Origin of the sequence: Desulfofalx alkaliphila DSM 12257, assembly GCF_000711975.1 — a bacterium.
Classification (GTDB): Bacteria; Bacillota; Desulfotomaculia; order Desulfotomaculales; family Desulfohalotomaculaceae; genus Desulfofalx; species Desulfofalx alkaliphila.
This window is the reverse complement of the sequence record NZ_JONT01000015.1, coordinates 13,227-37,308: the sequence shown is the minus strand read 5'-3', so window position 1 is coordinate 37,308 and position 24,082 is coordinate 13,227. Positions and strand designations below refer to the sequence as shown.

The 24,082-nt window shown below is 46.4% G+C and carries 33 protein-coding genes; 4 read left to right on the top strand and 29 right to left on the bottom strand.

Annotated elements, in window-relative coordinates; all coding sequences use genetic code 11:
* Positions 1 to 42 precede the first annotated feature (42 nt).
* The 3 genes from BR02_RS0109320 to BR02_RS0109310 form a co-directional block, all read right to left on the bottom strand.
* Positions 43 to 243: a hypothetical protein gene (locus tag BR02_RS0109320; RefSeq protein WP_031516441.1), complete on the bottom strand. Its 201-nt coding sequence runs from the start codon at positions 241 to 243 to the stop codon at positions 43 to 45.
* Between the two features lie 127 nt (positions 244 to 370).
* Positions 371 to 550: a hypothetical protein gene (locus BR02_RS0109315; protein WP_031516440.1), complete on the bottom strand. Its 180-nt coding sequence runs from the start codon at positions 548 to 550 to the stop codon at positions 371 to 373.
* A 174-nt stretch (positions 551 to 724) separates the two neighbouring features.
* Positions 725 to 1,027, bottom strand: coding sequence for a YbaB/EbfC family nucleoid-associated protein (locus BR02_RS0109310; RefSeq protein WP_031516438.1), 303 nt, complete (start codon positions 1,025 to 1,027; stop codon positions 725 to 727).
* Between the two features lie 202 nt (positions 1,028 to 1,229).
* Between BR02_RS0109310 and BR02_RS0109305 the strand changes: the two genes are divergently transcribed.
* Positions 1,230 to 1,454: a hypothetical protein gene (locus BR02_RS0109305; RefSeq protein WP_031516436.1), complete on the top strand. Its 225-nt coding sequence runs from the start codon at positions 1,230 to 1,232 to the stop codon at positions 1,452 to 1,454.
* A gap of 35 nt (positions 1,455 to 1,489) precedes the next feature.
* Here the strand turns inward: BR02_RS0109305 and BR02_RS0109300 are convergent, their stop codons facing one another.
* From BR02_RS0109300 to BR02_RS0109270, 6 genes are all read right to left on the bottom strand, one after another.
* The gene (locus BR02_RS0109300; RefSeq protein WP_031516434.1) at positions 1,490 to 1,792 is read right to left on the bottom strand and encodes a YbaB/EbfC family nucleoid-associated protein; all 303 of its coding nucleotides are present in this window, start codon (positions 1,790 to 1,792) and stop codon (positions 1,490 to 1,492) included.
* 17 nt (positions 1,793 to 1,809) lie between these two features.
* Positions 1,810 to 2,343, bottom strand: a complete 534-nt coding sequence (locus BR02_RS0109295) for a hypothetical protein (RefSeq protein ID WP_031516431.1) — start codon at positions 2,341 to 2,343, stop codon at positions 1,810 to 1,812.
* A 21-nt stretch (positions 2,344 to 2,364) separates the two neighbouring features.
* Entirely contained in the window at positions 2,365 to 3,951 is a 1,587-nt protein-coding gene (locus BR02_RS0109290) for a DUF3794 and LysM peptidoglycan-binding domain-containing protein (RefSeq protein ID WP_031516429.1), read from the bottom strand.
* A 258-nt stretch (positions 3,952 to 4,209) separates the two neighbouring features.
* Complete coding sequence (locus BR02_RS15445; RefSeq protein ID WP_031516427.1) at positions 4,210 to 5,178, bottom strand: CAP domain-containing protein; 969 nt, start codon at positions 5,176 to 5,178, stop codon at positions 4,210 to 4,212.
* 180 nt (positions 5,179 to 5,358) lie between these two features.
* Positions 5,359 to 6,372: a chymotrypsin family serine protease gene (locus tag BR02_RS0109275; protein WP_031516426.1), complete on the bottom strand. Its 1,014-nt coding sequence runs from the start codon at positions 6,370 to 6,372 to the stop codon at positions 5,359 to 5,361.
* 66 nt (positions 6,373 to 6,438) lie between these two features.
* The gene (locus tag BR02_RS0109270; RefSeq protein WP_051688243.1) at positions 6,439 to 8,001 is read right to left on the bottom strand and encodes a recombinase family protein; all 1,563 of its coding nucleotides are present in this window, start codon (positions 7,999 to 8,001) and stop codon (positions 6,439 to 6,441) included.
* Positions 8,002 to 8,065: 64 nt separating this feature from the next.
* Between BR02_RS0109270 and BR02_RS16015 the strand changes: the two genes are divergently transcribed.
* Complete coding sequence (locus tag BR02_RS16015) at positions 8,066 to 8,197, top strand: hypothetical protein (protein ID WP_274377126.1); 132 nt, start codon at positions 8,066 to 8,068, stop codon at positions 8,195 to 8,197.
* A 52-nt stretch (positions 8,198 to 8,249) separates the two neighbouring features.
* On the opposite strand, the gene BR02_RS0109260 is transcribed toward BR02_RS16015, so the two are convergent.
* The 10 genes from BR02_RS0109260 to metG form a co-directional block, all read right to left on the bottom strand.
* Positions 8,250 to 8,429 carry a hypothetical protein gene (locus tag BR02_RS0109260; RefSeq protein WP_031516422.1) on the bottom strand — a complete coding sequence of 60 codons (180 nt, stop codon included), beginning with the start codon at positions 8,427 to 8,429 and terminating at the stop codon, positions 8,250 to 8,252.
* A gap of 424 nt (positions 8,430 to 8,853) precedes the next feature.
* Complete coding sequence (yabG, locus tag BR02_RS0109250; protein ID WP_031516420.1) at positions 8,854 to 9,711, bottom strand: sporulation peptidase YabG; 858 nt, start codon at positions 9,709 to 9,711, stop codon at positions 8,854 to 8,856.
* A 22-nt stretch (positions 9,712 to 9,733) separates the two neighbouring features.
* Positions 9,734 to 10,087 (bottom strand): sporulation peptidase YabG, encoded by a 354-nt coding sequence (locus BR02_RS0109245; protein WP_031516418.1) that lies wholly within the window; start codon positions 10,085 to 10,087, stop codon positions 9,734 to 9,736.
* 122 nt (positions 10,088 to 10,209) lie between these two features.
* Positions 10,210 to 10,680: a ribonuclease H-like YkuK family protein gene (locus BR02_RS0109240; protein WP_031516417.1), complete on the bottom strand. Its 471-nt coding sequence runs from the start codon at positions 10,678 to 10,680 to the stop codon at positions 10,210 to 10,212.
* 48 nt (positions 10,681 to 10,728) lie between these two features.
* A complete protein-coding gene (gene rsmA / locus BR02_RS0109235) occupies positions 10,729 to 11,616 on the bottom strand; it encodes a 16S rRNA (adenine(1518)-N(6)/adenine(1519)-N(6))-dimethyltransferase RsmA (protein ID WP_031516415.1) in 888 nt (295 codons plus the stop codon).
* A gap of 133 nt (positions 11,617 to 11,749) precedes the next feature.
* Entirely contained in the window at positions 11,750 to 12,043 is a 294-nt protein-coding gene (locus tag BR02_RS0109230) for a hypothetical protein (RefSeq protein WP_031516413.1), read from the bottom strand.
* A 119-nt stretch (positions 12,044 to 12,162) separates the two neighbouring features.
* Positions 12,163 to 12,909 carry a 3D domain-containing protein gene (locus BR02_RS16010; protein ID WP_051688242.1) on the bottom strand — a complete coding sequence of 249 codons (747 nt, stop codon included), beginning with the start codon at positions 12,907 to 12,909 and terminating at the stop codon, positions 12,163 to 12,165.
* 232 nt (positions 12,910 to 13,141) lie between these two features.
* On the bottom strand, positions 13,142 to 13,687 hold the full coding sequence (cobO, locus tag BR02_RS0109215; RefSeq protein WP_337999134.1) for a cob(I)yrinic acid a,c-diamide adenosyltransferase: 546 nt from the start codon (positions 13,685 to 13,687) through the stop codon (positions 13,142 to 13,144).
* The gene (locus BR02_RS0109210; RefSeq protein ID WP_031516407.1) at positions 13,668 to 14,462 is read right to left on the bottom strand and encodes a TatD family hydrolase; all 795 of its coding nucleotides are present in this window, start codon (positions 14,460 to 14,462) and stop codon (positions 13,668 to 13,670) included. Before BR02_RS0109210 ends, cobO begins: the two co-directional genes overlap by 20 nt.
* A gap of 10 nt (positions 14,463 to 14,472) precedes the next feature.
* Positions 14,473 to 16,017, bottom strand: a complete 1,545-nt coding sequence (gene metG / locus BR02_RS0109205) for a methionine--tRNA ligase (protein ID WP_031516405.1) — start codon at positions 16,015 to 16,017, stop codon at positions 14,473 to 14,475.
* A 299-nt stretch (positions 16,018 to 16,316) separates the two neighbouring features.
* Between metG and BR02_RS0109200 the strand changes: the two genes are divergently transcribed.
* On the top strand, positions 16,317 to 16,571 hold the full coding sequence (locus BR02_RS0109200) for an AbrB/MazE/SpoVT family DNA-binding domain-containing protein (RefSeq protein ID WP_031516403.1): 255 nt from the start codon (positions 16,317 to 16,319) through the stop codon (positions 16,569 to 16,571).
* A gap of 51 nt (positions 16,572 to 16,622) precedes the next feature.
* Here BR02_RS0109200 and rsmI read toward each other — a convergent pair whose 3' ends face one another.
* Genes rsmI through BR02_RS0109170 form a run of 6 tightly spaced genes read right to left on the bottom strand, consistent with a single transcriptional unit; the run spans position 16,623 to position 21,751 of the window.
* Positions 16,623 to 17,465 (bottom strand): 16S rRNA (cytidine(1402)-2'-O)-methyltransferase, encoded by an 843-nt coding sequence (rsmI, locus tag BR02_RS0109195; RefSeq protein ID WP_031516401.1) that lies wholly within the window; start codon positions 17,463 to 17,465, stop codon positions 16,623 to 16,625.
* Positions 17,465 to 17,758: an initiation control protein YabA gene (locus BR02_RS0109190; protein WP_051688240.1), complete on the bottom strand. Its 294-nt coding sequence runs from the start codon at positions 17,756 to 17,758 to the stop codon at positions 17,465 to 17,467. Before BR02_RS0109190 ends, rsmI begins: the two co-directional genes overlap by 1 nt.
* A gap of 10 nt (positions 17,759 to 17,768) precedes the next feature.
* A complete protein-coding gene (locus BR02_RS0109185; protein WP_031516397.1) occupies positions 17,769 to 18,617 on the bottom strand; it encodes a PSP1 domain-containing protein in 849 nt (282 codons plus the stop codon).
* A gap of 4 nt (positions 18,618 to 18,621) precedes the next feature.
* Entirely contained in the window at positions 18,622 to 19,641 is a 1,020-nt protein-coding gene (gene holB / locus BR02_RS0109180; protein WP_031516395.1) for a DNA polymerase III subunit delta', read from the bottom strand.
* Positions 19,616 to 20,257, bottom strand: a complete 642-nt coding sequence (gene tmk / locus BR02_RS0109175) for a dTMP kinase (RefSeq protein WP_031516393.1) — start codon at positions 20,255 to 20,257, stop codon at positions 19,616 to 19,618. Before tmk ends, holB begins: the two co-directional genes overlap by 26 nt.
* Before the next feature lie 21 nt (positions 20,258 to 20,278).
* Positions 20,279 to 21,751: an aminotransferase class I/II-fold pyridoxal phosphate-dependent enzyme gene (locus tag BR02_RS0109170; RefSeq protein ID WP_238442442.1), complete on the bottom strand. Its 1,473-nt coding sequence runs from the start codon at positions 21,749 to 21,751 to the stop codon at positions 20,279 to 20,281.
* Positions 21,752 to 21,904: 153 nt separating this feature from the next.
* On the opposite strand from BR02_RS0109170, the gene BR02_RS0109165 reads away from it, so the two are divergent.
* The gene (locus tag BR02_RS0109165; RefSeq protein ID WP_031516389.1) at positions 21,905 to 22,171 is read left to right on the top strand and encodes a hypothetical protein; all 267 of its coding nucleotides are present in this window, start codon (positions 21,905 to 21,907) and stop codon (positions 22,169 to 22,171) included.
* Here BR02_RS0109165 and BR02_RS16105 read toward each other — a convergent pair.
* From BR02_RS16105 to BR02_RS0109145, 4 genes are all read right to left on the bottom strand, one after another.
* Positions 22,126 to 22,314 carry a sigma factor G inhibitor Gin gene (locus BR02_RS16105; RefSeq protein ID WP_034639128.1) on the bottom strand — a complete coding sequence of 63 codons (189 nt, stop codon included), beginning with the start codon at positions 22,312 to 22,314 and terminating at the stop codon, positions 22,126 to 22,128. The two genes, BR02_RS0109165 and BR02_RS16105, sit on opposite strands and share 46 nt — an antisense overlap.
* Positions 22,315 to 22,419: 105 nt before the next feature.
* Positions 22,420 to 22,692, bottom strand: a complete 273-nt coding sequence (locus BR02_RS0109155; RefSeq protein ID WP_031516387.1) for a 4Fe-4S dicluster domain-containing protein — start codon at positions 22,690 to 22,692, stop codon at positions 22,420 to 22,422.
* Positions 22,693 to 22,734: 42 nt separating this feature from the next.
* On the bottom strand, positions 22,735 to 23,289 hold the full coding sequence (locus BR02_RS0109150) for a 2-oxoacid:acceptor oxidoreductase family protein (RefSeq protein ID WP_031516385.1): 555 nt from the start codon (positions 23,287 to 23,289) through the stop codon (positions 22,735 to 22,737).
* Positions 23,290 to 24,048 carry a thiamine pyrophosphate-dependent enzyme gene (locus tag BR02_RS0109145; RefSeq protein ID WP_031516383.1) on the bottom strand — a complete coding sequence of 253 codons (759 nt, stop codon included), beginning with the start codon at positions 24,046 to 24,048 and terminating at the stop codon, positions 23,290 to 23,292. It lies immediately after the preceding gene.
* Positions 24,049 to 24,082 lie beyond the last annotated feature (34 nt).

Below are 24,082 nucleotides of genomic sequence, written 5' to 3'. Positions count from 1 at the left end.
GTAGCCCTTAGCAGTTAGACTACCACATCACTTAACTGTAACTTAGCACCAGTACATACAGCAGCAAACTATGGCCAGCATCAGGAAGAGCCATACACCTAACAGTTTCCAGTCAAGTAAGCCGCAGAAGAATAGAGCCACTCCAATGATAAACCCTGCTAAAAGCAAGCAGCAGCATCTGACTAAACCGCCAAACGAGCTAGAAGTACCCACTTCCTTCATGGCTTCAACAACGTTAGCCATTCTAAATTCCTCCCTTGTTTATTGACTTTAATGTACTTGAACGATAATCCCGGGAATTCGTTCTAGTCATACAATATGAGCGCGTTCCAATATCTGTTACAGCTAGATTCATTTTTTTGCACAAAAACTAGAAGAAGATAAATATTAACAAGGCTAATATAATTAAGAAGATAAAGGTCGATAAACCAATAATGCTTAAACCAAGCAGCACTGACGCCAGCACCAAAAGAGCAAGACAGATACAAACTGCCACCACATTAAAGTAACCGGGGCAAAATTTCATTGCTAAAGCATTTTGTACTGTCATCTAACGCCCTCCTTTCCTTAAATCTGGCAGCGGGTGAATTACCATACTGTACAATACGTAGAAATAACAGTTATTGTTACAATTGTATGGGCAACTTTTAAAAAAATAACAGCAGGCCCAAAGGCCTGCCGCACAAGATTCAGCTGACAGACAATGCCTGTAAGGGCTGAGCCGTTAAAAAACCCCCTTGAGAGCTTCCGGGTCCAGCCCGGTGATTTTATTTACCGCTGCCCTGGTTCTTTCCTTTGTTTGCTGCTGGGCCCTATTAAAAGTTTCCCTTAGCTCCCCTGCAATTTCCAAGGCTGCCGCATTATTTAACCAATGGGGGTTAAGCCTAACCGCCAGCACCTCTTGCTGCCCATTTATCAGCACCTGAACATTGCCCCTTCTTGATACAGTTTCAACCTCAATTTGGGCCAAGGCCCGTTTCACCTCCTTATATTGGGAGGCCAGCTTTGTCATATCCCAAAAACTCAATTACTCACCCCCTTACACCGTCCTTTTTCCCTTCATACATAAAGCTCAGTTTTGTCAAGTAAAAAACATTGCATTTACAATATATGTTAACTTTGTCAATATGTTTCCTTTTTTCTCAGACCATGGCCCGTAACATTCTGTGCCCCAGACACGTAAACTAAGTTAGCAAATCGATCACCGATTACGAAGGGGGGTAAAAGCAGTGCATTATTACACAACAGAACAGCAAGCACAACTACAGCCCAACGCCTATACACTTTTTCTTATTCTCATTTTACTGATGCTCGGAACCAACCGGGACTTTGAATCTCGGCTGCATTATGTAACTAACCTGCTCAGCGGCAGCCTTAACGCCGTAAAAATGATGCGGGCAGGCATAAACGAATTTCACACGGCCATGAAACTCAATGAAGGTATTGATCAATAGGGTAAGGGCTCGATTGTCTATCGAGCCCTTACAAATTAAGTAAACATATTCATTAAACCGTTAATATTCAGCCCCGTGACTTGGGATAACTTATCCTTTACCGCTGCCCTTGATTGGGCCATGGCATTGTTTAGCACCTCCACCATACTGTTTTCCAGTTGACTAACCTCTAAATTTCTGATGGCCTGTTGATTTAATACCACAGACACCACCTCTTGCTTACCGTTCATAACAACCATAACAGCTCCGTCGGAAGATGTTACTTCAACTGTCATTCTTTGGATTTCATCTTGAATTTTTTGTATTTGATTCATAATTTGACCCATGTTTCCTAACATCTTTTAACCTCCTTAAATTATCCCAGTCTGGGGTCCCACTTCAAGATTGGTTTTTGGCCGGACTGGCCGCTGCACTCCTCTTTCTCCCCGGCCTTCTTTTCTTGGCCTAAAGATGTATCCTTTGCCTCTTTAACTTTTTTCTGTATTTTAGACCTTTCTTTGGCAGGAAAAGGTACGGCCGGGGGCACAGGGGGCGCCGGCTGCATTAATTGGGATAATAAACCCATTAAAGCGGCAGAATTAGGCATCTGGCCTCCCTGGTTACCTAGCATGCCAATTAGTTGGGCAGGGTTTATTCTACCGCTTGCCGCCTGCTGCACCAATTGCATTAAATCGGCGCCGGCATGGCAGTCTGACTGGCCTTCTTTTTCGGTACCGGCGGCCGAAGCCTTTTCCACAGGCAGGTCAATTGCCTTGTTTTGTAAAATATTTATTATCCCCATTAGATTTACTAAGCTAAGCATCACCAGCAAACTTACCTGATCTAAACCGTGTTTTGACTGCATTTCAAGTAAATCTGCAACTGTTTTTTCCAAACCGCTTTGTTCCACATATACAACCTCCCCTTACAATTATTTAGCCCCATTCTTCACCTGGCAGGGAATGCGAATGCCTTCATTTTCCAAGGGGCCTTTAAGCACCCTTTTCCCATTTAACCTAATAATACTTTCTACGGTGGTGCCAAATCTTTTTGCTATGCTTTCTAAAGACTCGCCTTTTTTAACCCGGTATAAAAAACTAATTTCATCTGCCGCCAAAGGGCCGGGTGCCTGCCCTATAAATTTCGCCCCGGTAATTACCCTTTGATTTGTTAAGCATAGCTGGCGCACCAGAATACCGATTAAAGCATCAAGGGTTAGCTTTCCATTATAAACCGCCGCCTGGACAGAGTTTACTATGGGTAAGGCATCTACCCTGCTCTCCTTATCCAAGGACTTAACCCTTACCACTGACTTAAACGGAACTTTGCGGTATAAATTGCCCCCATGGGATGCCCCGGCCAAGGTATAATTAATTACAAACTCCACCGAGCCGCGTATTAAAGCCTTTCCCTTTACCAGGTCGGCGGAGGTGATTGCTACCGGTCCGACCCGAACATCCTTCACCTCACATTTTTCTTCCGGTGCCGGGCTCACATCCCTTATAACCACTTCAGTATTTTTAATGGACTGCAAACTTTCATAGCTTATATCTTGGGAAAGAAGCTCAGCATTACAGTCTTCGATTTTGCTTACCACCTTCAGCCGCTGTGCCTGTAGAACACAGGCAAAAAGGGCCATTTTACATTCTACCTTGCACAGGCACTTATTTTCATAAACCCTGTCAAGGCTTGAGGTGTATGAACATATATGTACTTCAGGCACCTGCTCCGGTCGGGCTTCAGCTAGGGGAATCAGGGTGCTAAAAGCTTTTAAGCGCTGTAAAAGCTGTTCTTTGTCCCGGTTGTCTAAATAAAGCAGTTCTATTTTCAGCCAGCCGTTAACGGTTATTGCCCCAAAATCGGCCCTGTAGTTTTGCAGCACCGGTGTGCATTTAAAGCTCAATATTTCCTTTATTTCAGGCTTGGTGTCGGGAATATTAATTTCTTCTCTTTGCTCAAAATCCAATCTTGCCATACCCACCACTTGATTAAAGGACATACAGTCCCTTTGGGCACTGCAGGGTTCCGCCACATCCACAAGTATATTTAACTGCTGCACCTTATATACCCTGGCCCGGGTGCTGACCCTTACATCAAGGGTAAGTGCCGGTCTTTCCTCGGCAGGGCTTGTAAAACTGAGGTCTTCAATGACCGCATTTACTGTGGCAGTCATGCCTTCCTCAGCTTCCGCAATATTTATAAAATCACTGTAGGGAACGGTGACCTGGTATTGATGTTTGTGATTATCAGCTGCCGAAGAATAGGTAATCTGTATATAAATCACCCCATCCACAACCACAATACCCTTGACAATCTCAACGGTATCCACAATGATGGCGTGGTTTGCCGACAATATCTCAGCCAAGGGGGGTAGGTGATCCGGTATGGTTATTTTATGCCGAACAATGGTTTTCTCTTTCTTTTCAGACACCAGGCAATTAATCCTTATGCTGCGCTCGGTGGTAAGGGGTCGATGGTTTTCTCTTTGCCACTGCTTGTTTTTTCGTGTTTTTTTCATCATCGGCCCTCCTTTCCGATAAAATTCTCTTACTAATATATGAGGGCAGCTATCATATGTGCACAAAATTATGTTGTTAAAGCAAACTTTATTAGTGGGCTGCCGGGCGGCGCCCCCCGCCGCCCCTGTCCTTGCTTATATATGGTGTAAGGCCGGAGGGCTTGGCCCTTACAGGGCCATTGAAATAAAAAAAGAGGGGGCTTAACCCCCTCTTAAAAAAACTTTTCCCACATAGATTAACTAATTAATTTCCCACAATTAACGGCGTGCAAAGAGCTGCACCCAATAGTTGCCGTTCCCTGCAAATCCTACACCTATTTCAGTAAAGTGCGGATTTAAGATGTTTGCCCTGTGACCGGGGCTGTTCATCCAACCCTCCATCACGCTTTCCGGGGTACGGTACCCCATGGCTATGTTTTCCCCTGCACGGGTATAGTTGATACCAAACTGTCTCATCATATCAAAGGGTGAACCGTAGGTAGGAGAAGTGTGGCTAAAGTACCTGTTGCCGGCCATATCCTCTGCTTTCACCTGGGCAACCCTGTTTAAGTCTGACTTTGCCACCAAGGGGCTTAGTCCATTGTTAGCCCTTTCCCGATTCACCAGTTCAACAACCCTTTTTTGAAAATCGCCCATTGTCCCTTGCTGAGCCTGTGGTTGCGGCTGTGGCTGCGGCTGCTGCTCAGTCTTTGGCTGCTGTGGTTGTGGCTGCGGCTGCTGCTCAGCTTTTGGCTGCTGTGGTTGTGGCTGCGGTTCAGCCTGCGGCCCACTGGGGGCAGACTGCCCACCGGCAAATACTTGTACACATACCTTGCCAAATAATTTGCAGTCGGCAATTCCTACCCCAACCAGCTTGTATTGACTGCTTAGGGCCGCATTGCCATTGCGTGCCAACTGCATTTTTACGCCATATTCCACATTGGAACCGCGCAGCACACTGGCGCTTACATTCTTGTAATCGCCGCTTCTCATTAAGTTGTTCAAGGTGCCATAGTCTCTGGCATAATTGTTAGCTAACTGCTTGGCCTGCTCTTGGGCAGCCTTGGTCAGGGCAGCATCAAGCTCCAGTGCGGAAACCCCGCTGTTGTTACGGGACTGGTTAATCATATTTACAACCTGCCGCTCTGCCGGGCTAGCCTGCGACGCCTCTGCTGACGCCATGGGAACAACCATCACTAAAAAAACCAGGGTAGCAAATAGGGTAGCCAATGCATTTCTTAACGACAAAATTTCTCTCCCCTTCCTTATTTTTTTTACAGGGTTGTTCGTTAATCATCATATCAATTTCCTAGTTAAGAAATCAATGGAAATACTCACCACCTCTAGGCAGCCATTGCGGCGTAGAAAACAGGACCTCCGCCGGTGTTTTTCCTGGGAAGGTCCTGTTTTTTACTCTTATTTTTTCTTTTAAAAGTCCACCTCCAAGGCATCCAGCACATTTTGAATGCGGTTAAATACGGTTATCCTATCCGACCCGGCAAAGAGGAGGCCCACGGCATAATTATCCTCGGTCAAGACCAGTGAACCGCTGTCGCCGCCCTTTGAGCCCAAATCTGCCGTTATTTGGTCTGTAAATAAAACCGACTCTTTACCGCCATCCATTTGGACCTTTAAAGAAGTTCCAATGGTTTTTACCGTTCCTCTGGAAACGCCGGTGGTTCTGCCGCTTTTCTTCACTGTCATACCCGGTTTTACATCGGCTACACCCTGCACGGTACCAAGGCCCATTATTTCACTGCCAATTACATCCGGTCTGTCCGGCCTGGCCACGGCACAGTCTACGGTATTGGGCTGATTAACACTTTTATAAACCTTAATCCGATAGTTTGGCCTAAGGACACCCACTAAGGCGCTGGTAAGGGTTGAGAAGCTCCGGGCAAGGGCACAGGTGGCCTGCTTTTCCTCGGAGCCCCGATTAATGGGCACAAATCTGGCCAGGGTGGCAATTCGGTGCCGGTCATCACCCCCGTCATAGGACCCCGGCTGCAGTATGGCATCGCCAATGGCACAGCGCCCGTCATATCCATTTGAACTGTTAGCCAGTACATGGTTGTTAGACAAAATTAGTCTTTCCCCCGTTCTGCGGTCACGAACTACGGCGCCGAAGGTGCCGGCGGTAACACGGTAGTGAGCAATGCTGCATCCCGGCAGAGCGGGCCTCAGCTCCTTGTTGCGGTCGCTGAGCATTTTAATTTGTCCCACTTCAATGACGTCAGTATCTACCCCTTCCAGCCGGCTGGGAACAAGATGACTTCTCTTTAAATTTTCCGGCGGCAATTTTTTCTCCACAAGGACCACCAGGGATAGCTGTTTGGTGCGCATATATTTAACTTCTTTTTGCCCCACACCTACCCCCACCACATTATCCCGCTCCAGTATTTTCTTTCTAAATTTTTGTAAAGCATTAAGGTATCTATCCATAGAACAAACCCCTTTCGACAAATTGCTTAAACCATGGTATGCAATCTTGCCAAAAGGGGTGTCTGATCAATATGATGATTTTGGTATTCCTAAACGGTGCTTACCGCGCGTTTCAGCACCGGGAATACATTCCGGAAAAGAATAGGATATTGTTATCAGTGGAGCCTCTTTGCCATCCTCTTTTACGGTATTAACTGTTATTGAAGCTACCAAGGCAGATATTAGTTTCCTCTTTAATAAAATATCGGCCTTTAATACTTTTTTCTCCAGCAGCTTAACGGTATCAGCCATATCAAGCTGCCGGTTCAATGCCTTATCCTGGGCAGTTTTTTGCAGTTTAAACCGGCTCAGCCTTTCTTGTAAAACCGCAAAATCCTTGGCCAGGTCCTCAAGTTCTTTTTCAATTTCACTGTCGTTAATTAACCCCTTGCGAAATAAGGTGAGCACCCTGCCTTTTTCCCGTTCCTTATCCAACAGGGCCTTTTTTATTACTTTAGCCTCTCTGTCAAGGTCGCCTTCCGGTTGTCTGGAATTGACGGCTAACTGCAGTTTTTTTATCAAATTATCGTTTTTTAAAATGTAGTTTAAAATATCCTGCCAGACAATTTGCTCCAATTGATCTGCCCTTACAGATTTCGCAGGACATTTATCCACAAGTTTTCCCCGAAAGGAGGAGTTTCCGGTGCATCGGTAGTAATGGTATCTGCCTTTACTGTGGCTGCCGTCCCCACAATAGTTCCGACCGCAGACGCCGCACCTTATTAAACCTCTCAATAAATAATGGCGTTTTGCATTGCGCCCGGCATTAAAAAAATTTTCCTTTAACCTTTGCTGTGCCCTTTCCCACTGTTTATCATTTACAATGGCAGGGCAGGCAAACCCTTCTTGTTTTTCAGCGGGTCTTTGCTTTCCATAAATAAAAGTTCCTTTATAAGCAGGGTTAGTCAATATCCCCCAAACCCCACTGCTGCGCCACACACCGGCGCTGCCTTTTTTTCTACTGCCTCCCGGTGTTTCATAGCCCAAGGCCGTTAAATAATCGGCAATGGAAACGGTATTCATGCGCCGATCGGTGTATAAGGAAAAAATCTTTCTGACAATTGCAGCCTCGGGCTCAAATATTTCTAGTCTTTTTCGTCTGACCCGGTACCCATACGGAGGCGGCCCCCCCGGCCACCTCCCCTCTTTAACCGCCCTTTCTTTGCCTAACCTCATTCTTTCGGCTATGGTTGATCTTTCAATTTCGGCAATACCTGCCAAAGTTGTCAAAAAGAACTTGCCGCTGGGAGTTGATGTATCAAAGTTTTCTGTCATGCTTTTTAAGCCTATGTTTAGCTTAGCCAGTCTATGGTGGGTAGTTAATATATCTAAAGTTGTCCGTGCCAGGCGGTCTAACCGGTATACATATACCGCCTGAAAAAAACCCTCCTTTGCGTCAGCCAGCATCGCTTGTCCTGCCGGACGCTCTTCCACCGGTATTGAACCACTGACCCCATCATCAAGGTAAAAATTATGCACCTGCAAACCGTGTAAATCACAGTACTTTTTAGCAAAGGCCACTTGGTTTTCAATGGTTTTAGCATCTGCCTGATCCTCAGTGGAAACCCGACAATAGACAGCTACCTTCAAATAATCATCCTCCCGGAAATTTTGCCCGCCTGGGGGCATACCTTGTATAAAGCGAGGTGTTAAAATGAAAGTAATTAAGATTTATCAGCCTGATAAATTAAACCAAGATGAGCTTTTGGAAATTTTATGGGAAATATTATCCGGCCCGGAGTTGTCAGCAGAAATGACGGCCGGCAACGATGATGAGCCATCATAAAAGGTAATTAATGCCTTCTCCATGGCATCCCTCCCCCTTTGTCCCTTTGGCCTTAAGTTGGACCTGCCCTCACCATTGGGTATCTACTTCCTTTTTCGCCCTCCGCAGAATACTCCGGTGCCCTTACACCGCCCAAGGACTCTTCTTTAACCCCCTTGGCCAGCAAAGGTATTTTAGGGTCACCCGCCTTTAAAAAGTTGTTCACCTCTATATAAGCAATCTTTTTCAGCATAACCGACACCCTCTCTTGTCCAAAGATTTCCCTTTTTTACAAAGTATAAAGTTTTTATTCAGTTGTCTAATGTTTTCAGCGCCTCTGCCGCACCCTTTATTTTGGGTTTACGCCCCTTAATTTACCTCATTACTTCAATGGCGCCGGGCACCTCTAAGATCCTTTATTACAATCTATTGTATAAGCCCCTTGAAAATTACCCCTTTGTTTACCCCCACAGGCAACTTGCCGACCGGCAGTTGAACAATTACTTCAGTGGGCACTTGAAAGGTAATTTCCATGCTTTTAATTGTTTATGCCTTAATGTTACCAAATGATGGCAAATTAGTAATTTTATTGTTTTCGGCCCTCTGTTAAAAACAGCTGCCTTGTACTTCCATATTCTTCAAATTATTTAGTCTGTCTTCTGTTTTTGTTTTTTGGATTAGACTGCGGGTATTTCAAAGCCGCCGATGCCGTCAAAGCCTGTGATGGTGCCGGAAATGATGTCCTTTAAGGGAATAGGATCGTATATGGAGGTAAAGGCTATTTTTTCAGCCACAAATACCGGATCAAAGGCGTGAATTAATACTCTCTTGGGTGAACTGGCAAAGTTAGCACCGGCCTGCAAAATTGCCTCATAGTGGGATTGGCAGGCCCCCGCAAAGATAATTAAATCGTCCATGTTTTTTTCATAGCGGCGGGCCGCCTTTACCGTCTTAATAAAGTTTTGCGAGTTGTGATAATTTTTTATATCCCGATAATCTTTTTTCCCCTTGATAAATCCGTCGTGGCCGGTTATCACCAGTATATCCGGGCGGTGCTCCTCTAGATATTGAATAACTTTTTCATGCTGTAAATCCTCGGCAATGTTATACCCATGGGCAGGTATACCCATCTGGCTGTAGGTGGTCATGCATAGGTTTAAGTAATCTGCATCGCCGTCAATATGCAGCACACTGCCCGGCATATCAAAGGATTCTATTTTTTCTTCCTTACCGCCCTCAAGTTTTTTAATTGCCCGGGCCAGATATTTCTCCCTTTCCTTCATGCGGCGTCTAAATACCCGCTTCATTTGATCATTATTTTTTTTAATAACCGTACGCCAATAATTGGCCACCGCCGCGGCATTGACTTTTTCTAAATCATCCACAGGTGAGCTGGCCACCAGCCGTAAATCCAATCCTTTCAAGCGGGCTTCAATTTGTTTTTGCTTATTGGTTTTTATATCTATTACCTTAAAAAAAAGATCTTTGCCATAGGATTTTCTGCTCACAATGTCACCAACATTAATGTTTGCCATTTAATTGCCCCCCCTGTACTGTTTATATTATTCTATGTTTTTTTCCTTTTATTGCCACCGGGATTGCGGGGCCCAATAGTCTTTTGTTTCCCAGGTGGTAACTTGTTCTTTGGTAGCGCTCTAAATTTCTTTTCTTTAAAATAAACTTAACCTGGCTTTCACAGTTTTTAAGGTCATTATCCCTTATTTTCAAATAAGTTTGACTGTCCACCGGTTCCAGATCTTCAATGGGTGCATCGGCACACAGTCTGATATCGATACCCTTTAATAAGACTAATTTTTTGTTTTCATGGGTATTTAAAAAATCAACAACCTTAAAACAAATGTCCCTAGAATAGGATTTCCGAACCACTATATCCCCCTTTTTTATTTTCAACCCTTACCCACCCCCATAACACGGCAAGTTTGTTTTTTGTATCTTATGAAATAAAGTAATAATTTGCCATCTTAATTGGTGCCCAAGGGGTAAAAAATAAGGGCGCCTTTTTGCGCCCTTAACTACTTACTGTGTTTATCTGCCACACTGGAAGCACCGAAGGCATCGGGTTTTATTTTGGGCTGAAAACCGCTGCCCAATACCATGCCCACCACTTCCCTAATCAAATCCTTTGTTTCCCCTTTTTTACCCACATCAATATGTATTTCCACCTCTTGATCCTCATGACCGGTTTCGGATAAGTAGCGGGCCACCAAACCGCCCACCTCCAAACTCAGTGCCGTTTCAAAAAATATTTTTTGCCTTAGGCTTTTAATTTTTCGTTCTTCTTTTTTACGGTAATAATACTTGGCCCCCTTACCCAAGCGGTGCACAATAACTGCAGTGACAAAGCAGGTATCCTTTCTCACCTGGGAGTCCGTGCCAATGATTATTTTATAGCTGGAATCAGGCAGACCGGTAATATATTTCATTATATCCGCCATCATTTGATCAAAAGTCATTTTTCCTTTGGTTGGGCTGATAAAATCCATAACACCGCTCCTGCCTTTAATTTTTCTTATTCAAATTATAAAAATGCCTTAGAAAATCCCCATGGTATAAAAATTATTGGATAACAGTGCAAACTCCTCCAGGGTCAGCGTTTCTCCCCGGCGTTTTGGATCAATACCCGATTGACCCAGCAAGAGGTCCACCTGCTCCTTTGTTGCCCCTATATTGGAACTGGATAGGGCATTTAATATTGTTTTTCTCCTTTTACCAAAGGCGGCCCTTACCACCTTGAAAAAAAGTTCCTGGTCAACAACTTCAACCGCCGGGCTTTTTCTTTTTGTCAATTTAACAACGGCCGAATCAACTTCCGGCTGTGGATAAAAAACCGTCCGGGGTACACCAAAGGCCAAACTGGCTTCGGTATAGTACTGAACGGCCACCGTCAATGACCCGTAATCTTTATTGCCGGGGGCAGCGGCCAAACGCCGGGCCACCTCCCGCTGCATCATTAACACCATACTATTGATATTAAAATTATTGGTAAGCATATGCATTATCAGGGGTGTGGTTATATAATAGGGCAGATTTGCCACCACCTTATAACCTTTTGCACCGCCTCCAAAGCTGCCCCTTGTTTTTTCATGAACCAATTGGTCAAAGTTTACTTCCATGGCGTCAGCGGGCACCACTTCAATGTTTTTATGTGAAGCCAAGGTTTCTTCCAGTATGGGTATCAGTTTATTGTCAAGCTCCAGGGCCACAACCTTTTGGGCCCGCTGGGCTAAAGCACTTGTGAGCACCCCTAGGCCGGGACCGATTTCAACAACCAGATCCTGATCGGTAATTTCTGCGGCGGAGACAATTTTGCTGATAATATTATTGTCTACTAAAAAATTTTGACCCAAACTTTTACGGGTTTTAAAGTGATAGCGGCTTAAAATTTCCCTTACTTTTTTGGGTGAAGTCAGCTCTCCCACTGTAAACCTCTCTTCCATGTAGTATTTAATACTATTATAACCCCTTAAACTGCTTAGGTTAACTTTTTTTACATACTAAAAACAAAAAAAGCGGGCAAGAGTCGCCCGCTCCCATGTCACCACCCGGCCTTGGTCAAAATTGTCCCCCGTCCCCTGGCAGAATTTCCCGTATCCAGGTGGGTGCCGTCCACTTATGGTTAAGTGGCCAATTGTTTTTTATTTCAGCTAGCTCCTTTTGAATCATATTAGCCGGGTAAGGCCATTCCACATGGCCATATACTAAAAAGGTGTAATAGAGTGCCGCCAGCAAAAAAAATAAGCCCACCAGCACAATAGCCATTCTTTTAATAAACCTCTTTCTCAGTTTTGACTTTGGTTTCAATGGATGTCCATTTCTCGGAGGCCAGTCAATCGTTGCCCAACCCATACACACCCCTCCTATGTGGTAAGTAGTTCTACATAAGGGGGCCGTCTCCTGCCAAAAATTAACAACAAATACCGCATCCCAACAACAGGAGGCGGGGGAGTCTGCCATTTTATTACCTATTATTCAATAATTTTCACCTGCACAGACCTTCTACCCCACTTAATTGCCTCTTCCCTGGAGTTAAAAAAGACATCAATGCGGTGGCCCTTAATGGAGCCACCTGTGTCCAGGGCTTTCCCCTCACCGTAGCCCTCCACATAGAGCTTAGTGCCCAGGGGAATTACCCGCGGGTCAACGGCTATTACACCCCGGTGGGGAGCTATGCCGGTGGCAGTGTTTCTGCCTGTATAGGTATATGCCGTGGCTTCAACGGTAAAGGTGTCGGCATTCTGCCGGGATTCCTCCGGCGACCTGTTCGCCAAGGGAAGCCTATTTCCCACCGAAACTATCTGGGGCCGGGCCTTTCTAATTAGCTCTTCTTCTATCAGCTCCCTGGCCACCTCAACACCGTCATGGTAAACTCTTTCAAATACCTTTCTTTTTACTCCCTTAATTCCCTGCTGCTTAACCTGCTCTACACCTTGAGCTAAACGGTCATCCCTTTGACGTACCGTTTCATAGGGAATCTCCTCTTCAATTATCTCCCTTTCCTGGAGCACCCGCACCACCTTAATCTTTTGCCGGCGATTCAAGGTTGAATCCGGCGGCGGTTCCACCAGATCCTGCCCCTTAACATCTATACCGGCCTGGGCCAGGGCTCCTTCCACCGACTTACTCAAGGTATATAGGTGGTGCACCCGGCCGTCGGCCTCTATTGTTATCTCTTTACCGCCAAAGCCCTGTCTAGTTAATAATATAACTGCCAACAACACCGATAGGAGCAATAAGCGCCGGCCGTCAAGCTGCCAAAGGCCCCTTGCTCTCTTAAAACTGATAATTTCCCCTCCCTGCTTAAACCCATGGGCTTTTCAAATATATATATGCCTATGCACCGATAATTATTACATTTTTTTCCACAAAAGTTTAGGGCCGGGAAAATTTTTCCTGGCCCTCTTTTTTTCCATAAATGAAATACCAACAAAGCCCAATCATATTAAATTAATACTCTATTCCCCTTTGGGCAGCTATGCCTTTCTTGTAAGGGTGTTTAACCGCATCCATTTTAGTAACCAGGTCGGCAATTTCAATTATCTCTTGGGGCGCATTGCGGCCGGTTAGGATCAGGTGCACATCTTTGGGTTTGTTCTTGACAATATCAACAAGTTCATTCTTGTCCACCAACCCATAACTGACGGCATAATTTATCTCATCCAATATCACCATTTGATACTGCCTTGACTCAATCACCAACCGGGCCACCGCCAAACCTTCATTGGCATCTTTTTTATGCCTTGCCACCGATTCTTCATCGTTAAAGTCTATAAAACCGGCACCAAACCGGCGCAATTCTATACCTTTATTTAGGTATTTAATAGCCTTCTCTTCCCCGGTGGTCCAGTTGCCCTTGATAAACTGCAGCACACACACCCTCATACCCTGGCCCCAGGCCCTCAGAGCGGTGCCCAGGGCTGCGGTGGTCTTTCCCTTTCCGTCACCTGTAAACACCATTACCAAACCGACGGTATTATGGCCCAGCTTCCCCACCACCCTCAGAAATTCTAAATACCTTTAGGGTATTATCCAACAGTGCCTTACTTACTTCCGCCACTGAAAGATCCTTTAACTTGGCAATCTCCTCAGCAACATACTGCACATATAAAGGTTGGTTTCTTTTTCCCCGATGGGGCACCGGCGTTAAATATGGGCAGTCCGTTTCAACCAGCATTCTTTCCAGGGGTACCTTTTTTGCCACTTCCTTTAATTTCACTGCATTTTTAAAGGTAACCGGCCCGGCAAAGGAAATGTAAAAGCCCATCTTCAAACAGGCCTGGGCAAGCTCCCAACTGCCGGAGTAACAATGCATCACCCCGCCGGCGGCAGGCGGTCCTTCTTCCTTCATAATATCCAAAAAGTCACCGTAGGCATCCCGCAGGTGTATTACCACCGGCATGTTTTTTCTTTCGGCCAGCCTTAACTGCTCCACAAAGACCTCTTTTTGCCTATCCCTTGGTGAAAAGTCATAATAGTAGTCTAATCCTATTTCCCCCACCGCCAACACCTTGGGATGCTGTAAATAAACTTCCAGCTGCTGCAAATAATCCCCGGGCACATTTTTGGCGTCGTGGGGATGTATCCCCACGGTGGCATAGATAAAAGGGTATTTTTCTGCCAATTGAACAGAACTGCCGGAGGAAGGAAGATCATGGCCAATATTAATTATTTTCTTTACGCCGCCTTCGTATGCCCCCCGGATGACCCGGTCACGGTCATCATCAAAGCGCCGGTCGTCAAGGTGGGCATGACTGTCTATTAAACTCATCTTACATCCCCTATATCTTAGTTAAGTCTATCCGCGGGAACAAGACTTCCCCTTTGTGCACCTTTGTGCCCCCAGGCAGCTGACCCCATTTCAAACTTTCCCAGGTGTGGAGTTCAGGCTTCTCTTCAATTCCCAACTGGGGCCAAACTTTTCCCGGGATATTGGGCATAAAGGGGCTGATCATCACGGTGGCAAAACGTATCACTTCCATGACGTTATACAAGACCGTGTTTAACCTGTCTGCCTGGCTTTCATCCTTGGCCAAGACCCAGGGAGAGGTCTCTTCCAAATACTTGTTGGCCCTACCCACCAACTTCCAAATGTTTGCCAGGGCATTGGAAATCTCCAGTTTTTCCATGGCATCTTCCACCGCCTGGGGGGTCTGGGCGGCTAAATCAATCAATTCAGCATCCAAGTCCCCTGGGGCCTGGGGTTTTTGCAACAGGCCCTGCTGGTACTTGCCGATCATTTGTGTGGTACGGGATAAGAGGTTGCCGTAATCATTGGCTAGGTCAACATTAATCCGCTTGGCCAATGCCTCCTCTGAGTAATAGCCGTCAGAACCCAAAGGCAACTCGCGCAAGAGGTAGTAGCGAATGGCATCCACCCCGTACTTTTCTATCAATACCAAGGGGTCAACAACATTGCCCTTAGACTTGGACATTTTGCCGCTGTCTAAAAGCAGCCAGCCGTGGCCCATTACCTTTTTGGGCAGGGGCAAATCAAGGGCCATCAACATTATGGGCCAAATAATGGTATGGAAGCGGACAATATCCTTGCCCACCAAATGCACATTGGCCGGCCAATATTTTTGATAGAGGCGGTCATCCTCTGTGCCGTAACCCAAGGCAGAAATATAGTTGGTCAGGGCATCAACCCATACATATACAACATGTTTTGGATCAAAGGGCACCTTAATGCCCCAATCAAAGGTTGTTCTGGAAACACAAAGGTCCTCCAGCCCCTGCTTGACAAAAGAGATCATTTCGTTTCGCCTTGAGGTTGGTTGTATAAAATCAGGGTTATCCTCAATGTATTTTAGCCATCTGTCAGCATATTTTGACATTCTAAAAAAGTAGCTTTCTTCCTGGAGCAGCTCAACCTCCCTGTTGCAGTCCGGGCACTTTCCTTCAACCAATTGGTACTCGGTAAAAAAGGTTTCACAGGGGGTACAGTACCATCCTTCATAGGAGGACTTATATATGTCTCCCTGTTTGTAGAGCTGCTCAATAACCATTTGTACAACCCTTTTGTGTCTGTCCTCGGTGGTGCGAATAAAGTCATTATATTCAACGTCCAGTTTGTCCCAAAGGTGCTTAAAACTTTCCACAATCTTATCCACATAATCTATGGGGCTTTGTCCCTTTGCCTGGGCACTGCGCTCTATCTTTTGTCCGTGCTCATCTGAGCCGGTAAGAAAATATACATCATGGCCGGTAATTTTTTTAAAACGGGCAATGGAGTCGGCAGCCACTGTGGTGTAAGCATGCCCAATATGTAGCTTATCACTGGGATAATAAATGGGGGTGGTGATATAAAATCTTTTCTTATTCACTCCAAATCCTCCTCATGTATTCGCTGGTATTATAACAAAAAACCGTCCCCCAATTAGGGACGGAGTTACCCGTATTGCCACCTTTAACCATCATTGGGCGGTGTCCATTCAAATTCTAGCCCAGCAATGGCTCCTTTGTCAAGTTTTCCCTAATTCTTAATAGTATGTACATAAAAAATAATCCTAATTTATTGGTGTAAATAATTATTGACTTTTACTGGAATCATTGGTATTGTTTACTTGTAACATATTATCATTTACTGTCGAAGCGGTAAATATGTATAAGGGAGGTAAAAAATATGAAATCCACAGGTATTGTGCGTAAGGTGGACGAGCTCGGCAGGGTTGTTATTCCCATCGAGTTGCGCCGCACCCTAGGAATTGAAGAAAAGGATGCCCTGGAGATTTATGTAGACAACGAGAAAATTATTTTAAGAAAATATGAGCCGGCCTGTGTTTTCTGTGGCAACGCATCGGATGTCTTTGTGTTTAACGGCAAACAAGTCTGCAAAGATTGCGCCAATGCCATGGTTGAAAGCACACAGGCCATGTAAAATAAATACATGTACTCCGGTTAAAAACCACAGGCGCGGATAATCGCGCCTTTATTGTTCCACCGCCTTATATACATCCCTTTTCGGCATACCACGCAGCTTAGCCACTTCCTTGATGGCTTGTTTTTTATCCATGCCTGTGGCAATGAGCCGGTTTACATGATCAACCACCGGCAGGTCTGCAAAGGATTCTGCCCTGTCTTCTTCCCTTGAACCGGCCACCACCAAGGTAAATTCCCCCCGGGGGGGTACCTTCTCAAAGTGGCTCACTGCCAAGTGCAGGCTTCCCCTGTAAATTTCTTCGTGCTTTTTAGTTAACTCCCGGGCCACCGCAATCTGTCTGTCACCGCCAAATTTACTGCACATGTCCCTTAAGGTTTCCAAGAGGCGGTGCGGTGACTCATAAAAGACCATGGTGCGTTGTTCGCCCCTTATCTTTTCCAAATGACGCCTGCGCCCCTTTTTGTTAGAGGGCAAAAAACCTTCAAATACAAAACGGGCCGTGGGCAAACCCGAAACCACCAGCCCCGCTATCACAGCACTGGCCCCGGGAACAGGCACCGCCGGTATCCCATGCTCTAAGGCCAATTCCACCAGCCGGGCCCCGGGATCGGAAATACCGGGCATGCCCGCATCGCTTACCACCGCAACATCTTGCCCCTGCAAGAGCATGTCAATTATCCTTTCGCCCTGCCTTTGTTCGTTGTGGGCATGATAACTGATCAGCCTGGTATGAATATCATAATGGGAGAGAAGCTTTCTTGTATGCCTGGTGTCCTCTGCGGCAATTAGGTCACATTCTTTTAACACCGTCAAGGCCCTAATGGTGATATCCTCCAGGTTGCCAATGGGAGTGGCGCATAGGTACAGTGTTCCACAGGATTTACCGGCCACTACTTTTCACCAACCTCATCATCTTGTCTGCGCAGGAGGCCCAAACAAAAGAGACACTCTTCCTCCCTGCTTTGGGCAAACTTAATGTTACACACATGAAAACCCTCGTTATACAATCGCAGCAAGGTGGGCTCATCCCTGTCTGTCTTCTCTGTTTCAGCGGCCCTTTGGGCCTCCCTTTTACAGTGTTTATAGGCCTGGGTTAATTCATGGCGCAATTTTTCATTTTCCTGCTCCAATAAACGCACTAACTTTTTTATGTCTTCCAGTTCACCCAACACTTCTTTAATCATATATTCCAGTCTAGCTATCCGTCCGGGTAGAGGCCCCACTGTTTTCACCCTTTATCTTCTTTATTACTACATCCCCCACAGGAAACTCAAAAATATGTTTGTTTTCTTTTATTTCCACCGTGACAGTCTTTTTAAATATATTAAAACCGACCACCCGACCATCGCCCTCGGCAGTGTTAACAAGGGTGCCCACCTCCGGAAAATGTTCCTTGGCTTCCTCGTAAACATCGTTTTCATATTTTAAGCAGCACATCAACCGCCCGCAAATCCCTGATATTTTTGTAGGGTTTAAGGAAAGATTTTGATCCTTGGCCATGCGAATTGAAACGGGAGCAAAATCAGCCAGCCAGGAAGCACAGCACAATTCCCTGCCGCAGCAGCCCAGGCCGCCCACCATTTTAGCTTCGTCCCGCACCCCGATTTGCCTCAACTCTATCCTGGTGCGAAAAACCGCTGCCAGGTCCTTCACCAGTTCCCTAAAATCAATACGGCCGTCGGCGGTAAAATAAAAAATAATTTTGTTGCCGTCAAAGGTCTGCTCCACCGAGATCAGCTTCATGGGCAGCCCATGGGCAGCAATTTTTTCCAAACCCACCTGATAGGCGACCTTTTCCTTTTCTTTATTTAAAGACAGCTGTGCCTTGTCCTCCTCTGTAGCCTTGCGCAGCACCTTCTTTAAGGGCGCCACCACCTCATCCTCTTCCACCTCACCGGGGCCGGCCACCACTTGACCATATTCAATCCCCCGGGTGGTTTCCACAATGGCATGGTCCCCTATTTGCAGCTCCAGGCCATCGGGATCAAAAAAATATATTTTGCCGGCTTTTTTAAAACGAATACCAACCACCTTATAAGCCAATATTTTACCCTCCCTTTGCTTCCGGTATATCAGCCAGCCTCAGCAGCAAAGCATCAAGCACCAACCTGCCGTTCCCTTTGGCCTCTAACCGGGAGCGTGCCCTTTCTATATCCTTCAGCATATCCATTAATTGATCTGTACTATACTCACCTGCGTATTTGTCCACTTGATCTTCAAGGTCGATATTAATAATCAAAGACTTGTCCTTGGTTTGTTGCCAGACAAGCAAGTCCCGAAACCATAATTGTAACAGCTGCAGCCAGCCCAGGGCCGCATCCCTGTCGCCGGAAAGACTTGCAGATTCCCCCAGCAGCTGCACAAGGTCCCCGTCCCTTATTTTTTCAAAAACCGCCAGCATCCGCTCTCTAGTCAGATATACCTCTTCATCCACCAGTTCAAGGGCCCTGCCTATGCTGCCGCCGGCCATGGCCGCTATTACCGCCGCCCTGTCCCCTTGAACATGGGAGTAGCGTTTTAAACCTGCCATTACCAGGTCCTTTGCCAAGGGGTAAAACCATAGGTTTTGGCAGCGGGATGAAATGGTGGGTAGTATTCCATAGGGTCGAGAGGTAATTAGTATAAAGACTGCATTGCCGGGGGGGTCTTCCAGGGTTTTAAGCAAAGAATTGGCGGCCTCCGCTGTCATGGTGTCACACTGCTTAATTAAATACACCTGACGTCCGCCCTGGTAAGACTTGTAGTTTATGTTCCTTTGTAGCTGCTTTACCTGTTCAAGCTTTATTGTGGCCCCTGAGGGCTCCACCACCTGTAAGTCGGGGTTATTTCCCCCCTCTATTTGGCGGCAGCTTCTACAGCTGCCACAAAAACTGCCGTCCGGGGCCCGCTCACATAAAAGGGACGCAGCAAATGCCATGGCTGTGGTGGTCTTCCCGAGGCCGGCAGGCCCCATAAAGAGATAGGCATGGGCAACCCTCTGCAGCCTTAAGGCCTTTAACAGGGTGTCAAGGGCCTCTTTATGGCCTATTATTTCATCAAAGCTAATCACTTTCCCTAAGCTTCCCATCAATAAAATTGTCCACCACCGTTCTCACCTGCCGCTGTAGCTCTTCCACCGACAGGGAGGCGTCCATTACAAGATGATTGTGACATTGCTGCCTGGCTATTTCTAAATACCCCTCCCGTACCCGCTGAAAAAAGGAGTGGGTCTCTTGCTCCAGCCTGTCGCCGGTGCTGCGTTTATTTACCCTCTTAAAACTCTCTTCCACCGGCAAATCAAAAACCAAGACCAAATCCGCCTGTAAGCCCCCGGTGGCTAAATCATTAATTTGCTGCAAAAAATTGCGGGAAATACCCCTGCCATATCCCTGGTAAGCCATTGTTGAGTCCACAAAGCGATCGCATAATACTATCTTCCCCTCCCTTAGGGCCGGTTTAATTACCTGGTAAACCAATTGGGAGCGGGCAGCGGCATACAAAAAAGCCTCGGCACGATGCTGCAGGTCGCCATGGAGGGGATTGAGCAGAATACTTCTCACCTCTTCACCCACCGGAGTGCCCCCCGGCTCCCTGGTGGTCATGAGATTATAACCCCTTTGCTGCAGGTATTGATAAAGCATAGACAGTTGGGTGCTCTTTCCCGCCCCGTCAATACCTTCAAAAACAATTAGTTTTCCTGACATAAAAATTCCTCACAATACTGATTATAGATCCAGCACTCTAATGGATCTTAAGCTGGTATCGCCGGAGCCTTGTATGTGCAGTTTTCTACTGCGCACCTCCACTAAATATTCTACCATGTCCTTGCTAATCAATTCCCCCGGGCAAAGTGCCGGAATTCCCGGCGGATAGACGGCAACACTGTCTGCACTGATCTTGCCGGCTGATTTTTCCAGCTCTATACTTTTACTTTTACCCATCCATGCCCTGCGGGGGGAGCTGATCACCTGGGCAGGGGGCGGCTGCAGTGGCTTACCGCCCTTTCTGCTGCTTGATTTATATTTATCCATATCCTTAAGGGCCTCGTACAGGCGCCGGCCATCATCCTTACAGGCCTTTAAGCCCATTATGGCCACCACATTACAGTGATCCGCCAATTCCACCTGCACACCGTAGCTTGCTGATAAAATATCCTTAACTTCAAATCCGGTCAATCCTAAAGCTTGTACATTTATCACCAGCCTGGTCTTGTCTATAAAAACACTGCCCTTATCTTTAAAGTGGGAGCTGCTCAGCACCTCACAGTGGGGCAGCTCATTTATTTTATCCCTCAATTGCCGGGCAAGCTGCAGTGACTGCTCCAGCATTTGTTCCCCCTGGGTGGCCATCTGCCGCCGGGCGGCGTCCAGGGATGCCATCAATATATAGGATGGGCTGGTGCTCTGTACCATGCGCAAGCAGTCCTCCACCCTGGCCGGTTCAATTTTATCAGATTTAAGGTGCAGCATTGATGCCTGGGTTAAGGCACCGGCCACCTTGTGGGTACTTTGCACCACAGCATCTGCCCCGCAAGACAGGCCGTCGGGGGGCAGGTCCCGGTGAAAAGGAAAATGTCCCCCGTGGGCTTCATCCACCATAAGCGGGATGTCAAAGCCATGGGCGGTTTTTACCAGTTCTTCCAGCCTGCCGGCCACCCCGTAATAGTTAGGGTGCACCGTCAATACTGCCTTGGCCTTGGGGTGTTCTTGCAGGCATTTGTTAAGTTCTTGCCCGGTAATGGGCGCCGGGATGCCAAACTTGTCCACAAGTGACGGATAGATATATACAGGACGGGCACCGCTGTAAATAAGTCCGGTCAAAACCGAGCGGTGCACATTTCTGGGCAGGATCACTAAATCCTCCCCCTGGCAGGTGGCCAATATAAGGGCCTGTAAGCCCGATGAGCTGCCATTAACTAAAAAATAACTTTTTTCTGCCCCAAAGGCCTGGGCAGCCAATTGCTGTGCCCGGGCAATGGCACCCTTGGGGTTATGTAAGTCGTCCAAGCCGTCTACTTCCGTTAGGTCATAGGCAAAAATATGCTGCCGGGCCCCAAGCAATTCCACAGGTAAAGCTTGGCCCTGCCTGTGCGCCGGTATATGGAAGGCAGCCTTGTTTTTCAAACGATGATTTTCTAAAGCCCTTACTAAAGGAGTTTCCCCTTGGTCCATTATTCTTCTTCTCCCAAAAGCTTGCATGTTTTTTGTCAATAAATAATTTTACCATAGATTGCATAAAGCTACTAGACCGGCTTTTTGCCTCCCTTTCCAACTCTTGTTCAACATGATGAATGAATTGCGAGACAAAATAATAACAAACAAAGCAGCCCGCATAAAAGGAGGGTAGTTGTGATGTCACAAAATAAACCGATAATTGATGCCAAAAAATTATCCAAAAAGTACCGTACCAATGTCCAATACCTAATAAGGGCCTGGAAGAAAGGCCGCTCCGACAGCGAAATTGCCTGCAGCACAGGCATAGATCTGTTTACCTTAAGGTTAATCAGATCAGAAATAGAACTGGCCCATCGGCGCCAGAGACTGGAAAACAAAAAAAGAGCACCGGGATTAGATCAAATTTCTAAACAGCGCCATATTTTCTTAAGGCCCTTAACGTAAAACTTATATGCCTGCTCCCGGCAATTTGTTTTTACTATTGAGTATTCACATTCCGGGCAGATAAAGTATCCTAAGATATTTATGCCGCTGTTATTTTTATCCCATTCCCTTTGGCAATATATACAGGTTTGTTTTTTACCCACTCCATTCACCCCCTGGCAGTATTGATACAGAATATGTTTCAGCCATTTTAACGGTGAATGATAAAACCCCTTCGCAAGAAAACGAAGGGGTTTTTTACTTTGCTTTTACTCGGCCACTGCCGACTTACTGTTTTGGGAGTCTTTCTTTTTCCGCACCACATTAATGGCGGTGTCCGGACAAACCATTTGACAAATGCCACAGCCGATACACTCGTCAGTGGACTCCACTGAGGGAGTGCCGTAAACGCCCAATACTTTAGACCAGGCAATGCATTTTTTGGGACATTTTTCGATACACAAACCACAGCCCTTACACAGTCCGGGAAAAACAGTCCATGTTGCCTTTTGGAGTTCAAGGGTGCGGGGTTTAAATTCTATGGCCACTTATTTCACCCTCCTTATTTATTTCAAAACCAATACTTAAACCAGTTCCATGCCTCTTTCAATGGCTTTATAGTTTAGTTCACGCAGTTTTGGGTTTTGTTCAAATTTGTAGCCCAGTTTCTTTTCAATGGCGTTTTTAGCATCTTTATCTGTCACCACTCCGGTGGCTTTAACCACGGCGCCCATAATAATTACGTTAAACACCCGGGGGTGCAGTTCGTTCTTTGCTATTTCTAAAGCCGGTATGGCCAATAACTTGGCAGCTTCCTTAGGCAGATCCTCCTGGGGAATGTCAATGCCCGAATCGTAAACAAAGACCGTTTTTTCGCCCACATACTGCTTGGTGCGGTAAATGGCCCGGTCACTTAGGGCCACCACAATGTCTGCAGTGTTAAACTTAGGGGCACCGATGCGCTCACTGCTGATCTGCAAAAAGGCAATGGATACGCCGCCCCGCTGCTCAACCCCGAAGTTAGGAATATATAAGGCTTCTTTACCTTCATTGTCAGCGGCTTCGGCTAAAATTTCTGCCACAGATTGAACACCCTGACCGCCTTCGCCGGCCAGCATAATTTTAATTACATCAGCCATTTACTGTCCCTCCCTTTGCTCAGCTCCAGGAACCTTCTTTTCCCCAACCTTAAAGTATTTGGGCATTTCCTTTTCAACAAAGTTCCAGGTTTTTTCAGCGTTGGTACGCCAGTTGGTGGGACAGGCAGCCAAGGCCTCCACAAAGGAAAATCCGTTTCCGTCCATTTGGTTTTGTAAGGCCTTTTTAATATAGTTCTTCAGCTGCTTTAAATTAGCGGTGGTTCCCCGGGCAACATATGCTCCTTCCCGGCAAATTGCCGCCACCATTTCCGGACCCTGGGTGGGGTAGCCTGTCAACTCCGGATCACGCCCATAGGGAGATGTTTCAGCCTTTTGACCGGGCATGGTTGTGGGGGCCATTTGACCGCCGGTCATTGCATAAACAGTGTTCAGGGCAAGCAATACAGTGATCTTCTCGTTTCTTGCAGCTGCATTTACCAGGTGTTGGGACCCAATGGCATATCCGCCGCCGTCACCCATGTAGGCAACACAAATCAAATCAGGATTTGCCCTTTTAACACCGGTCATCACCGGAGTGGTTCTACCATGGTGGGTTTGGATGCTGTCAACGTTAAAGAAATCCCAAGCCAACAGTGAGCAGCCGATGTCACAGCCAAAAACTACTCTGTCTTGAATGCCAAGTTCATCTATTGCCTCACCCAATGCTTTTAATACCAAACCGTGACCACATCCCGGGCAAAACTTATGTGGTTTTGTTTCTACCCGCCAACATTTTGGCATAGGGGGTTGTATGGACATAAACAAGTAGGCCTCCTTTCAAATTAAGCACCGT